General features: G+C 49.1%; 15 protein-coding genes and 2 pseudogenes. 15 read left to right on the forward strand and 2 right to left on the reverse strand.

Annotation, left to right across the window (positions count from 1 at the left end; genetic code table 11):
- Nucleotides 1–90: 90 nt before the first annotated feature.
- The 12 genes and pseudogenes from AAER43_RS08790 to AAER43_RS08845 all read left to right on the forward strand — a co-directional run.
- Entirely contained in the window at nucleotides 91–291 is a 201-nt protein-coding gene (locus tag AAER43_RS08790) for a hypothetical protein (RefSeq protein WP_050863255.1), read from the forward strand.
- Complete coding sequence (locus AAER43_RS08795; protein ID WP_050863254.1) at nucleotides 282–650, forward strand: RusA family crossover junction endodeoxyribonuclease; 369 nt, start codon at nucleotides 282–284, stop codon at nucleotides 648–650. The genes AAER43_RS08790 and AAER43_RS08795 overlap by 10 nt, the downstream gene beginning before the upstream one ends.
- Complete coding sequence (locus tag AAER43_RS08800; protein ID WP_231070134.1) at nucleotides 650–1,669, forward strand: DUF968 domain-containing protein; 1,020 nt, start codon at nucleotides 650–652, stop codon at nucleotides 1,667–1,669. The genes AAER43_RS08795 and AAER43_RS08800 overlap by 1 nt, the downstream gene beginning before the upstream one ends.
- A 12-nt stretch (nucleotides 1,670–1,681) precedes the next feature.
- Complete coding sequence (locus tag AAER43_RS08805; protein ID WP_050863253.1) at nucleotides 1,682–2,287, forward strand: hypothetical protein; 606 nt, start codon at nucleotides 1,682–1,684, stop codon at nucleotides 2,285–2,287.
- A gap of 308 nt (nucleotides 2,288–2,595) precedes the next feature.
- Nucleotides 2,596–2,784 (forward strand): hypothetical protein, encoded by a 189-nt coding sequence (locus tag AAER43_RS08810; RefSeq protein ID WP_050863252.1) that lies wholly within the window; start codon nucleotides 2,596–2,598, stop codon nucleotides 2,782–2,784.
- A gap of 83 nt (nucleotides 2,785–2,867) precedes the next feature.
- Entirely contained in the window at nucleotides 2,868–3,083 is a 216-nt protein-coding gene (locus AAER43_RS08815) for a class II holin family protein (RefSeq protein WP_032634292.1), read from the forward strand.
- Entirely contained in the window at nucleotides 3,083–3,619 is a 537-nt protein-coding gene (locus AAER43_RS08820) for a lysozyme (protein WP_050863251.1), read from the forward strand. The genes AAER43_RS08815 and AAER43_RS08820 overlap by 1 nt, the downstream gene beginning before the upstream one ends.
- A complete protein-coding gene (locus tag AAER43_RS08825) occupies nucleotides 3,616–4,137 on the forward strand; it encodes a hypothetical protein (protein ID WP_057058045.1) in 522 nt (173 codons plus the stop codon). The genes AAER43_RS08820 and AAER43_RS08825 overlap by 4 nt, the downstream gene beginning before the upstream one ends.
- A 273-nt stretch (nucleotides 4,138–4,410) precedes the next feature.
- A complete protein-coding gene (locus AAER43_RS08830; RefSeq protein WP_128450465.1) occupies nucleotides 4,411–5,274 on the forward strand; it encodes a DUF6236 family protein in 864 nt (287 codons plus the stop codon).
- Between the two features lie 484 nt (nucleotides 5,275–5,758).
- On the forward strand, nucleotides 5,759–6,304 hold the full coding sequence (locus tag AAER43_RS08835) for a terminase small subunit (RefSeq protein WP_050863247.1): 546 nt from the start codon (nucleotides 5,759–5,761) through the stop codon (nucleotides 6,302–6,304).
- Nucleotides 6,279–6,854, forward strand: a pseudogene (locus tag AAER43_RS08840) (phage terminase large subunit family protein); the annotation flags it as partial. The gene AAER43_RS08835 and the pseudogene AAER43_RS08840, both read left to right, overlap by 26 nt.
- A pseudogene (locus AAER43_RS08845) lies at nucleotides 6,851–8,125 on the forward strand (DUF1983 domain-containing protein); the annotation flags it as partial. The pseudogenes AAER43_RS08840 and AAER43_RS08845, both read left to right, overlap by 4 nt.
- 34 nt (nucleotides 8,126–8,159) lie before the next feature.
- Here AAER43_RS08845 and AAER43_RS08850 read toward each other — a convergent pair.
- The gene (locus AAER43_RS08850) at nucleotides 8,160–8,429 is read right to left on the reverse strand and encodes a hypothetical protein (protein WP_127353130.1); all 270 of its coding nucleotides are present in this window, start codon (nucleotides 8,427–8,429) and stop codon (nucleotides 8,160–8,162) included.
- A gap of 128 nt (nucleotides 8,430–8,557) precedes the next feature.
- On the opposite strand from AAER43_RS08850, the gene AAER43_RS08855 reads away from it, so the two are divergent.
- Entirely contained in the window at nucleotides 8,558–9,664 is a 1,107-nt protein-coding gene (locus tag AAER43_RS08855; RefSeq protein WP_231082187.1) for a tail fiber domain-containing protein, read from the forward strand.
- Here AAER43_RS08855 and AAER43_RS08860 read toward each other — a convergent pair.
- On the reverse strand, nucleotides 9,630–10,310 hold the full coding sequence (locus AAER43_RS08860; protein WP_231082188.1) for a phage tail protein: 681 nt from the start codon (nucleotides 10,308–10,310) through the stop codon (nucleotides 9,630–9,632). The genes AAER43_RS08855 and AAER43_RS08860 overlap by 35 nt on opposite strands.
- A gap of 190 nt (nucleotides 10,311–10,500) precedes the next feature.
- Between AAER43_RS08860 and AAER43_RS08865 the strand changes: the two genes are divergently transcribed.
- Together AAER43_RS08865 and betT are read left to right on the forward strand one after the other, a co-directional pair.
- Nucleotides 10,501–11,058 (forward strand): recombinase family protein, encoded by a 558-nt coding sequence (locus AAER43_RS08865; protein ID WP_050862229.1) that lies wholly within the window; start codon nucleotides 10,501–10,503, stop codon nucleotides 11,056–11,058.
- Between the two features lie 202 nt (nucleotides 11,059–11,260).
- A complete protein-coding gene (betT, locus tag AAER43_RS08870; RefSeq protein ID WP_057057772.1) occupies nucleotides 11,261–13,258 on the forward strand; it encodes a choline BCCT transporter BetT in 1,998 nt (665 codons plus the stop codon).
- Nucleotides 13,259–13,285: the final 27 nt, after the last annotated feature.

Consider the following 13,285-nt stretch of genomic DNA (forward strand, 5'->3'; position numbering starts at 1 on the left):
CATGGCGCAAACACCAAACCAGAATAAATCCTTACTGACCCCTCAAAGGGCCAGCAATTTTCTTTTGATGTCACTCCTGCAGGAGGCGGCATGAAGAAAAGCTGGTTCACTCACACCGGACTGACAACCGAAGAAGCCAATGAGCTGGTGGTGCGCTATAAGTCTAAAGGCGTTCCCGTTGAGAAAAGCCTCGATATTGACCCTCGTCTTTGGATAGTCAGCGCATTATTACCGCAGCAAAAATCCGCACCTAAGACGCAGCAAAGTATGCGTTCACGGACATGGGGGTGATTGTGACAGTCTACAACATCCTCCCTATGGGAAAGCCGCGCATGACGCGTGCAGACAAGTGGAAGAAGCGCCCGGAAGTTATGCGTTATCGGGCTTTCTGCGACCATGTCAGGCTCCTGGGTGTCACTATGCCCGAATCTAATTCACACATTACCTTCATCATTCCAATGCCAAAAAGCTGGAGTAAGAAGAAGCGCCAGCAGTTTGATGGTAAGCCACACAAGAGTAAACCTGACTTCGATAACCTGGTTAAAGCACTTTCCGATGCAATTTATGAAGATGATGCTCATATCTGGGATGCGCGGATTACAAAGCTCTGGGGGGAAACGGGTCAGATCATAATCAAGGAGATCGCCTGATGCGCGCGCTGCTTCAACCAGTTCTTGCACGGGAACTGGGTGTCGTACTGTTGAAGCCGGGCAGAGATCTGATGGAGCTGTTCACCACAGGAAGAGTGCTGATCGAGCGTCAGCCAGAAAGTATGGCCGGTTATCAGACTGGTCGTGTTTCGGATGCGCGGCAGCCACTAGCTGATAATAAGCAGCTACGAAGCTTCTTTTTGAATGAAAAGGTTCTGACTGCCGCTGGAGGTAAAAGCGGGCTTGATTACTGGTTGCTGAAATACGGTGGCGGGAATTGCCAGTACGCTCATAGCGATTACCACTATCACGAACTAACCATCATGCGCCATGAGCCGGGTTCCATTTTACTGTGTGGTTATTGCGATAATCAGCTGCGGGAACAACATACTGAGGCGCTGGCAGAGCTGGCACACATAAACGTAATTGCCTTTGTTCTGGATTCTGTCCGCATTTATCTTTGCCTGGACAAAAGCCGTGAGATCTCACTTGCAGAGCTCTGCTGGTGGGCAGTTCGTAAGGGCGTTACGGACGCGCTTCCAGAATCATGCGTTCGTGAAGCGCTTCGCTTACCTCAAGAAAGCAAGATTGGTCGCGAAAGCGATATTACGCCTGCAGTTCCGGCCACCAGCATCCTTGGGGAATTAGTGTCAGCTGTTGAGCTGCCGGATACTCTGACAGAACCGCTGGTGGGTGTAGTGGTGGATCAAGCGCCGCCTCAGTCTTTCATGCGGCGCCCAAAGCGTCTGCGCTGGGAAAGTCGCGATTATCTGAATTGGGTGAAAACACAGCCCTGCGAATGCTGCCAGCAGCAATCAGACGACCCGCATCACTTAATCGGATGGGGGCAGGGTGGCATGGCAACAAAAGCGCACGACATCTTCTCCATTCCACTTTGCCGAAAACATCATACCGAACTGCATCACGACCGCCTGGCATTCGAGCGCAAATATGGCTCGCAGCTGGAAATGATCATTAGAGTGCTGGACCGGGCCTACGCGCTCGGCGTTCTGGCGTAAGGAGCGAACAGGATGACACCACGTCAACGCCGTAATCATATCGAAGCGCTGGGTAAAGCAGCGACTGCGCCGCGTAAAAGCTGGCTGGGTAAAAGCATGCTCCTGACCGATATTCAGGCGGCCTGGATTAAGTCATTGCTTACAACATGGGGAGAAGGTGTACGCGGTGGAACTGCTCCACGTCTACCCCGTGCACATGCCTGCTGGGATGTCCTCAAGGGCGGGCGATGGTCCGACAAGGCATTGTCTCGCTTTACAGTTGCACTCGAGCAAGCTCGGGGTGAAGGATTCAGAGGACCGCAGGCGCTTAATCGTGCCCACGCTATCCTTTGGCCACAGCCAACCACAAGCATCATTGATGAAGCCATGCATGCTGATGACGTCGATTTTGTCGAGCAGTCAGTTCTGCAGGCGCTTGATGTAAATGATCCGGTTTATATCGTCGGCCTGCAGTACTACACCACACGCAGAAAAATCTCTGACATTACGCGGGAATTACAGTTGATCGCACCGTGGTTAACGGACTGGGAGGCGCGAAAACGTGTACGCTGGTGCCTCGAAATATTCAGGGCGAAGGTATTTCTGTCAGCGAGGAAGAGCCTGAAAGAAAACTCATGATCAAACGGTTGTTAGCAAAAAGTGCTATTTATTTGGAATGATGTTGAAAATGGGCCAGAAAATCAGATAATCCATTCATGCTTGGCAGAGCTGCGCCGCGATGGCAGCGAACTTAAGCGACAATTTAAAAATAACGAGAGCCCCGCCAGTCGGGGCTTTTGCTTTACGGCGATACGACAGGGGTATTCGCGAGGTGCATAGCATCAATACCCCTGTCATATCGTCGTGTTTCATTCATTTTTAAGTTTATCTAACGCCAGCCGGCCATAAAAATATCTACACTTCCATAAAACGTTGGGGGAGTGGATATGAAAGAGGGTTATTACTGGATTCAGCATAACGGCAAAACTCAGGTTGCCTACTACAGTGATGGCGTGACTGAAGACCTGGAAACAGGCCAGACATATTTTGGAGTCTGGCATCTCACCATTGGCGATGATATTTGCAATAACGGCGAGGCAGAAATTCTTGCCGGCCCGTTAGAATCTCCAATCTGAACACTTATTCTTTTCATTGAAGCTGCCAATAGGCGGCTTTTTTTATTCCCTAAAAACGCACCCGCGTACAGCGAGGTGAGAGCATGTATCGAATGGACAAAATAACTACTGGCATTTCCTACGGCGCCTCGGGAGGTAGTGCCATTTACTGGGTAAGAAGGCTTCTCGATGGCTACACACCTGAACAGTGGGCAGCGATAGGGGTGATCGGTAGTTTACTGTTCGGTTTGCTTACCTTTCTTACCAATCTCTATTTCCAAATCAAAGCGGATCGCCGCAAAGCTGCCCGGGGTGAATGATGTCGAATAAAGCAAAGCTCAGCGCAGCAGTGCTGGCGCTAATCGCATCAGGTGCGTCTGCTCCACTCATTTTCGACCAATTCATCAGTGAGAAAGAAGGCAATGCGCTGGTGGCCGTTGTTGATCCGGGTGGGGTCTGGTCTTTATGTCACGGCGTGACCGTTATCGATGGCAGGCGTGTTGTTAAAGGCATGACGGCCACTGAGGAACAATGCCGGAAGGTTAACGCTATTGAACGCGATAAGGCATTAGCCTGGGTTGATCGTAATATCAAAGTGCCTCTGACAGAGCCGCAGAAGGTAGGCATCGCATCTTTTTGCCCGTACAACATCGGGCCGGGTAAATGCTTCCCGTCCACGTTCTATAAGCGCATCAATTCTGGTGACCGGAAAGGGGCCTGTGAAGCTATCCGCTGGTGGATTAAAGACGGTGGCCGTGATTGCCGTCTAACCAAAGGCCAGAAGAATGGCTGCTATGGTCAGGTTGAGCGACGGGACCAGGAAAGCGCGCTGGCGTGCTGGGGGTTAGACCAATGAAAATTAATCCGGGTCTTATAGGCGTTGTTGTTATTGCTGTCCTTTCGGTCGCTCTCGTTAAGAGTTGCTCCGACGCAAGTAGCCTTCAGAGCGATAACGACGTTCTGCGAAGCGACAATTCTATGCAGGGGCAGGTGATCGCCACCCAGGCATTCAACTTCAATCGATTCAATCAGGTTGCCGAACATGCCATCAGGCTTAACTCCCTGATCGACACCAGCACTGAAGAAACAGTTATCGAATACCGGGAGATTCTCCGCCGTGAAAAAACCTGTGATCTGCCTGTTCCTGCTGACATTGCTGGTGGGCTGCTCGAATACGCGTACCGTTTACGTGCCAGCGCCATGCACACCGATACCGACAAACCTAACTCAGCCGATGATCGTGCCGTTACCACCAGCCCAATGACATATTGTCAGGCAGTGCTTTGGATAAAACCATTACTGTCACTTATCGAAAAGGGCAACAAGCGCTTTGCAGGGATTCGAGAGATAGAAAATGTTCGAGCCTCTCATTAACTAGGAAAAATAAATTTTATAAAGTCAGTCAAACTGTTCTATGTACTAGTTTATGAAAAAGACGTTCCGAAAAATGCTAGTAGATTTCATTTTTGAGATGATTTTTTATTCGGTATTCCGATGTTGTCGATTATTTTTATTATTGCCACAAGCGTGACTGATAGAGTTTCATAATCCAAATCAAGTATACAGTATTTTTCGTTTACTTTTTTTTGTAGGTGTGATAGTTACTTTCTCCTAAGCTTTTGAGTGAAAACTACTAAGGGGAATATTGTGGAAAGATGTGTTGTTGCTTCACCTGTTATGACGGAAGTTTTGCCCACTGGTGGATTCCAGACAGCGCGAGGGTTGAATGAAGAAGATTTGAATTATTACACTCTTTTTTGGGATAGATTAGTAATTCCAGGCTCAAGAGAAATATATTTTCAATTACCCCGAGAAGATATATTGATTGGTTTGGACTTTTTGTCTAGACCAGTAGTGTCTATCGGATTCAATAGCGATCAGTACCCGATAGAGTTCCCAAAACGTCAGGTTGAGATACTTAGTAAGTTAAGGAAGGATGAGCCTCAGCGTGACTGGAATTTACATCAGATAGGAGAGGAATTTATAGGGGGGAATGGGACAAGTGATAGAAATACGAACTTAAAACTTGAACTCTTTGATGCACTTCCTGTTCCCGGACCACATATCCATCCGGAGCAGATACTTGAGTTTAAGCATAAATATAAAGTTGATTATGATGCGTTCCATAATTATCTGGATGACTTATACCAAGATGTTGCTTATGCTCCCGATGAGCCGCTTTTTCAAAAAAAAGCTTATGAACGCTTCCGTAATTCCTTGGAAGATATAAACAGAATTAGTGAAATTAATAAAGGTTGGTTCTTAAATCGCTACAATTTAAGTTTTGAAATGCCAGGTTCTGACGATATGGTTAATATTGTTTTAGGAGCGATTATTAGTGTTAGCGACACGGAAAATCCGTTGGTGACAGGTTTGGGGCTTCTGCAGGCTGCGAAGGGATTCATTAAAGTAAGTGATAAGCATGCTGAGATTTTACATAGTGATGATAAGGAAAGTAACCTACTTTATCTTGCTAGGGCTTATAAGAAAGGGATTTTAGATAGGGATTAAGTGTTTAACGTGTAAGTTTGTTGATAAGGTTTAGTGGGGTGACATATAAGTTGCGACGATATTTATTTTCTTGGCTATGTGTCAGTTGCTACACACAACAGTTTGGAACTAAGTGGAAGTGTTAATTACATAGGTTTATTTTAAAGCATGATGAACAGGTTAATTTCAATAGTTTGCTTTGGTAGATGCTATTGGGATTTTACGACCATATACAAGTTATTTGCTTGAGTGTGGGCCCATAATATATGCGGATGTATGCATTATTCGGGTCCTTTCCGGCTATCTGACATGTTACGGGGCGGCGACCTCGCAGGTTCTCGCTATTTATAAAAATTTTCAGGATTTTGCCGTTTCCGTTCTTCTTCTTTATAAGTCATTGTATTTTCTGGGTATAACCAACAAAAAGAAAGGAAGTGTTAAAGCCTGGTAATAGTCATTTTACCCGGCATGGTTTCCTTACCCTGTTTTTCGCCTGGAGTTCGTCATGGAGGTCAATAAAAAACGCCTTTCAGAGATTTTTGGTGTCAGCATCCGCACGATCCAGAACTGGCAGGATCAGGGAATGCCAGTTGTGCGAGGTGGCGGTAAAGGGAATGAAGTGCTTTATGACTCTGCCGCCGCAATTGAATGGTATTCCGCCAGGGACGCAGCGATAGAAAACGAAAAACTGCGCAAAGAGGTTGAACAGCTGAGAGTTGATTCAGAATCAGACCTCCAGCCTGGCACGATTGATTATGAGCGCCATCGGCTTACCCGAGCCCAGGCTGATGCTCAGGAACTAAAAAATGCAAAAGAGTCCGCTGAGGTGGTGGAGACCGCATTCTGCACGTTCGTGCTGTCGCGGATAGCCGGAGAAATTGCCAGTATCCTTGATGGAATACCTCTGTCGGTTCAGCGGCGCTTTCCGGAACTGGAAAATCGACATATTGATTTCCTCAAGAAGGACATCATAAAAGCCATGAACAAAGCAGCTGCGCTGGATGAAATGATACCGGGGTTGCTGAGTGAATATATCGAACAGTCAGGTTAAGGGGCTACAGCACTCCGCGCGCTCGGGGCTCCGTTCGCTGTACCGGCCAGAGCCGCAAACGGCGGTAGAGTGGGCAGACGAAAATTATTACCTCCCGAAAGAGTCTGCTTATCAGGAAGGGCGCTGGGAAACGCTGCCGTTTCAGCGTGCGATAATGAATGCGATGGGTAATGATTATATCCGTGAGGTTAATGTCGTTAAGTCTGCCCGTGTAGGCTATTCAAAAATGCTGCTCGGGGTGTATGCGTATTTCATCCAGCATAAACAACGTAACTCACTTATCTGGTTACCTACCGACGGTGATGCAGAGAACTTCATGAAGTCCCATGTCGAACCGACAATCAGGGATATCCCCACGCTATTGGCGCTGGCACCCTGGTACGGTAAAAAACACCGGGACAACACGTTGAGCATGAAACGTTTCTCGAATGGGCGCGGTTTCTGGTGCCTCGGTGGTAAAGCTGCAAAAAACTACCGTGAAAAATCGGTTGATGTGGCGGGTTATGACGAGCTGGCGGCATTTGACGAGGATATCGAGAAAGAGGGCTCTCGGAGCTTGAGCAGACCGTGGCGACGGCTGATACCGCGCTGGGCCAGCGAATCGACAGCATCAGTGTGTCTATGGACGGCATGACGGGCGGGGTCAAGAACTCAGCCATTGCCATTATCCAGAACGGGCTGGCGCAGGTGGCCACACGTAAAAGGCTATCCGCAACGGTCGCCGGTAACAGCGCGCAGCTGGATCGTATTGATGAGGTAATCGTTAACGAGAAGGAGGCAACGGCACGTTCGCTGCTGAGCCTGCAGACGGACGTTAACGGCAACAAAGCATCCATCAATAGCCTGAATCAGACGTTCTCTGATTACCAGCAGGCCACGGCCACGCAGATAAACGGCATAACGGCGACGGTGAACGGGCATACCTCAGCCATCACAACTAACGCTCAGGCGATAGCGAACGTAAACGGCGACCTCAGCGCGATGTATAACATCAAGGTTGGCGTCTCCAGCAACGGGCAGTATTACGCCGCGGGGATGGGGATCGGCGTTGAGAATACGCCATCCGGCATGCAGTCGCTGGTTATCTTCCTGGCTGACCGTTTTGCTGTCATGACCCAGGCAGGCGGTAATGTTACGCTCCCGTTCGTTATCCAGAATGGCCAAACCATTATCAGGGATACGGTCATCGGTGACGGGACAATCGGCAACCTTAAACTCGGTAACTATATCCAGTCCTCAACATGGGACGGAACCGGTAATGTTGGCTGGCATATCAACAAGTCGGGTTATGCCGTTTTCAATAACGTAACCGTGAGAGGAACGGTTTACGCCACGACCGGTGAGTTCACCGGGAAGGTAACTGCAACGAGTGGTTCGTTCAAAGGCACAGTGGAGGCTGATAGCTTTGTAGGGGATGTGGTTAACGCTGGCGTTGGTGTGGATAAATCCAAATTAGGGGCAGGTGGTGTAACTACCAGTCTGACCTATACGGATACAACCGGAACAAGCAAACCCAAGACTGCAATAGTGTCGGCTGTAGTGATGATATATGGCGTCTCAGCAGGCGATGCTACTGCACGGATATCTGTGACCATTGACGGCACAACAAAAGATTATCAGTGGGTAACTTGTCCAAGTAGAAACACCACCAATGCTAATGCGGTCCCGGTATTTTTTGCGAAAAGTGGAATTACAAAGCAAGTAGTCACCGCATCAATAAGTGTTAATGATATGTCGGGAGGAACAAATGCCTCAAGGAAAGATATTCTTTCACCTGTATTGCAGATAGCTCGAGGGTCGGGTTCGTTTTCTTCCTCATAAAAATAAAGCCCCTGAAGGGGCCTTATTTGCTTGCTTATTTAAAAGGAGCTTTATATTTTTGGTCCGGGAGTTTTTGGCTCTTGTAAGATGCGCCGCCTACGCATGGCTTAACATGAGAGCCATTGTCGTAAGAAGTCACACTGGACGTATTTGCATTTACGCAGGCATCAATCTGACGCTTTTGCGCGGTTCCGCCATTGCCATAACCAGGATCTGATTTTTGCCCCTGTTCAGAAGCAATAGATACAGAAGATATAGTCAAGAAAGTCACGCCAAGTAACACCGATAAATAATTCTTTTTCATTCTATATATTCCATTGGTTAGTGGGATATCCATATTTACAAATAAACTCCCATTGTTCAGATCGTTTATACGAATCAATATTCATTTATTGATCGTTTCTAGCGATCGATAAATTCATGGAGCGCAAAATGCTTTATAACACTGGCACTATCGCGATTAACGGAAATACAGCAACCGGCACCGGCACGAACTGGACGGCACCCGCCAGCCTGGTTCGCGCTGGCCAGACGATTATTGTCATGTCTAACCCGGTGCAGCTGTTCCAGATCTCATCCGTGAACAGCGCCACGTCAATGACGGTTACGCCAGCTGCTTCCCCGGCGCTGAGCGGCCAGAAGTACGGCATTCTGGTATCTGACAATATCTCGGTCGATGGCCTGGCGCAGGCCATGTCTCAGCTCATCAAAGAGTATGACGAGAATATCGGTGCGTGGGAGACATTCGCCACCACATCGGCAAATCAGAGCATCAGTGTAACCATCAACGGCACCGCCGTAACCATCCCCGGCATCGGTAAACTGGCGCAGAAAGGGAGTAACGGTGCGCTGGCTGTTGCTGACGGCGGTACCGGTGCAACGAAGGCAGAAGACGCTCGCACAAACCTCGGTTTGGGAAGTAGCGCGACAAAGGACGTCGGAACGGCTGCCGGGAACATCATGCAAGTGGGGGCTTTTGGGGTTGGAACATACCAGGCTCCAAGGCCAAATGATGCAAACTCATCGTTTATCAGTGATGCTGACGGTAACACCAGTTGGGCTCCTGCCAATGGCTGTGGCTACCAAAGCTCTTATAACACTCAGCGCATAGCGCAAATGTGGGTTACCACTGGCGGAGCTGGCTATTGCCGTTTTCTGTTAAACACGAATCCTCAAACTGCAAAAACAGATGCTCCGTGGACTGTATTTCAGTCAGCAGGAACATCGGACATTAACTTTAAGAAAGTGACCGGGGATCTGGATCTAAACGAATCGCTGTCAAACATCGAGGCAATGGATTTTAAGACCTTCTACTACCTTGCTGATGAAGAGAAAGCCATTCGGCGCGGCGTTATTGCTCAGGAGTTGGAAAAGATAGATCCGCAATATGTTCACTCGGCTGAGGAGTCGGGAAAAATGACACTCGACCTCAATCCTCTGGTGCTCGATGCGCTGGCGGCAATCAAAGCGCTGGCAATCCGCGTAAGCGCATTAGAGGGAGACGCTAAGCCTCCTGTTCCTGGCTCATTCGCTGGTTAAAAAGTGAATCTGCGGGCATATCTAGGCGAACATCGATCCAGCTGTTCGCCGGGACATCTATCAGCTCTCCTTTCGTTTTGATTATCTCTCCGTCATCGTTCAGCATGAATTTGCGCTTAAACAGTCGGATTATTAGCTCGCCATTGTCGGTTTGCTCTGCCTCAACCACCCCCAGCTCTCCCATGCCGCCCGGGTCCATTGGCGGCAGCAAATGCCAGCCTTCTGATGCCAGGCCTGTCGAACCGGCGAGCACGTAAACACCGACGTCGAGACGAAAAAGAGTGATTCCCTCCGCCTCAGAGTTCGCCGTTCCACAGCCACACCATGAGAAACCATCTTCCTCTATATCGGCGCGCTGGCACGCTTCCTGGCTCGCTACGATACGGGCAACAGGAGACGCTGCCTTTAGTGTGCCATCGCTGGACTTTGTGGTATTACCCGTGGTGTAAGCCTCCTGATATGACCAGGACGAGCCACCGTAATACGAAAACCACGTCCGCCGTAGAATGTAGGCCTGATGAATACGGGTTGGTCGGCTGCCCCGATTGACGACTATAGACGTAATGCCGGTATTTGCAGTCAACCCCAGTTGGGTCTGTCCGTCATTTTGATGGGAGGAGAAACAGGTCGGTGTAAATGCGTCCATAGCGTCCAACAGTGGGCCGTCTCCGTTGATAGTTCCAAGCCCAAATGCTCCCACTTGCATGATGTTCCCGGCAGTCGTTCCGACGTCCTTCGTCGCGCTACTTCCCAAACCGACGTTTTATAGATTGCTCTTGAGCAGCCTGGCCGATAACTTCACCTGATTTTTTTGCAGAAATAACTGGGTGAAAAATATGCAAATTGGCTATGTAAGGGTGTCAACAAATGACCAAAATACTGATCTTCAGCGGCAAGCACTCGAACGCGCAGGATGTGAACAGATTTACGAAGAAAAAATGAGCGGAACGGTAGCGAACAGGCCAGCACTAAAAAAGCTTCTCAAGGCATTAAACGAGGGGGATACGCTGGTGGTCTGGAAGCTGGATCGCCTTGGGCGCAGCATGCGTAATCTGGTGCTGTTGGTGGACGAGCTTCGGCAGCGCGGTATCCACTTTAAGAGCCTCACCGACAGTATAGATACATCAAGTCCGATGGGGCGTTTCATTTTTCATATTATGTCAGCTCTAGCAGAAATGGAGAGGGAGTTGATAGTGGAACGCACTCTGGCGGGTTTGGCGGTTGCGAGGGAAAAGGGGCGGATAGGCGGCAGGCGTCCGAAGTTAACTGCTGAACAATGGGCGCAGGCCGGGCGGCTCATTTCAAATGGTGTTGAAAGAAAGCAGGTAGCAATAATTTATGACGTGGCAGTTTGCACGCTATATAAAAAATTTCCTGTATCTAAGCTGATTTAAGTCTTTCTACGTGCCTCAGTCTTGTGACTTTCAACAATTATGATGAGAGAGTATTACAGCAGACCAAATCGGAGAAAGCATATGAGAATATAACCACAACATGACTTCTGATTATATGCCCCATTTACTGCTAGTTTTTGCTACTCTATGAGAGGCAATGCCTGTCATCTTAAGTGGATCTAAGTTAATGGAATGAATAATTATGAGTGAAAATGATACAATCCCAAAGCAGTCCAAAAGCCAGATTAACAAAGCGGTATTCTTTACATCTGCTTTGTTAATTTTCCTTCTTGTCGCCTTTGCCGCTGTATTCCCGGATATTGCCGACAAAAATTTTAAACTTCTACAGCAGCAAATCTTCACGAATGCCAGCTGGTTCTACATCCTTGCGGTGGCCCTCATTTTACTGAGCGTCACCTTCCTGGGACTCTCACACTACGGTGATATTAAGCTGGGCCCGGACCATGCGCAGCCTGATTTCAGCTATCACTCCTGGTTTGCGATGCTTTTCTCGGCAGGGATGGGGATCGGCCTGATGTTCTTTGGCGTTGCTGAACCGGTGATGCATTATCTTTCACCTCCCGTTGGCACCCCAGAGACAGTTGCTGCAGCGAAGGAAGCAATGCGCCTGACGTTCTTCCACTGGGGCCTGCATGCATGGGCAATCTATGCCATCGTGGCGTTGATCCTGGCCTTCTTCAGTTACCGTCACGGTCTGCCATTAACGCTGCGTTCCGCACTCTATCCCATTATTGGCGATCGCATATATGGGCCTATAGGCCATGCGGTAGATATTTTCGCCGTTATCGGCACGGTCTTTGGCGTTGCGACATCGCTGGGGTACGGTGTTTTGCAGGTGAATGCTGGTTTGAATCATCTTTTCGGGGTGCCCATCAATGAAACGGTGCAGGTCATTCTGATCGTTGTCATCACGGGGCTAGCGACGATTTCGGTGGTGTCCGGCCTGGACAAGGGAATACGCATCCTGTCCGAGCTCAACCTGGGCCTGGCGGTGCTGCTGCTGGCTTTGGTCCTGTGTCTGGGACCAACCGTGCTTCTGCTGAAGTCATTTGTGGAAAATACGGGCGGTTATCTTTCGGAACTGGTGAGTAAAACGTTCAACCTTTACGCGTATGAACCTAAGTCGAGCAACTGGCTGGGGGGCTGGACATTATTGTACTGGGGATGGTGGCTTTCGTGGTCGCCGTTTGTGGGGATGTTCATCGCAAGGGTCTCTCGCGGTCGAACCATTCGCGAGTTTGTTACCGGCGTGCTGTTTGTTCCCGCCGGCTTTACGCTCATGTGGATGACGGTGTTTGGTAACAGCGCAATCTATCTCATTATGAACCAGGGGGCGACTGACCTCGCCAATACCGTTCAGCAGGATGTCGCGCTGGCCCTGTTTAATTTCCTGGAGCATTTCCCGTTCTCCTCCGTGCTGTCATTCATTGCAATGGCGATGGTCATCGTCTTCTTCGTAACGTCTGCTGACTCGGGGGCAATGGTTGTGGATACGCTGGCATCAGGTGGGGTGGCAAACACCCCTGTCTGGCAGCGTATCTTCTGGGCGTCGCTCATGGGCATTGTAGCAATTGCACTTCTGATTGCGGGTGGGCTAAGCGCGCTGCAAACGGTGACAATAGCGAGTGCATTACCCTTCTCAGTGATCTTACTGGTATCCATATACGGACTGTTAAAAGCCCTGAGACGGGATTTGACGAAGCGTGAAAGCCTGAGCATGGCAACTATTGCGCCGACGGCTGCACGTAACCCGATTCCTTGGCAGAGAAGGTTGCGTAATATCGCCTATCTGCCTAAGCGTTCTCTTGTGAAACGCTTTATGGACGACGTTATCCAGCCCGCCATGACGCTGGTTCAGGAAGAGCTCAACAAGCAGGGAACGATTAGCCACATTAATGACGCTGCCGACGATCGTATTCGCCTTGAAGTCGATCTGGGTAACGAACTGAACTATATTTATGAAGTGAGGCTTCGCGGGTATAACTCGCCAACCTTCGCCCTTGCTGCTATGGATAATGATGAGCAGCAGGCTGAGCAACATCGATATTATCGCGCAGAGGTTTATCTCAAAGAAGGCGGTCAAAATTATGATGTGATGGGCTGGAACCAGGAACAGTTGATTAATGACATACTGGACCAGTACGAAAAACATCTGCACTTCCTGCACCTGGTTCGTTAATACAATCAAATGCCGCCCTCCAGGGCG

This window comes from Enterobacter sp. FUJ80071 (assembly GCF_038739915.1).
Lineage (GTDB): Bacteria > Pseudomonadota > Gammaproteobacteria > Enterobacterales > Enterobacteriaceae > Enterobacter > Enterobacter kobei.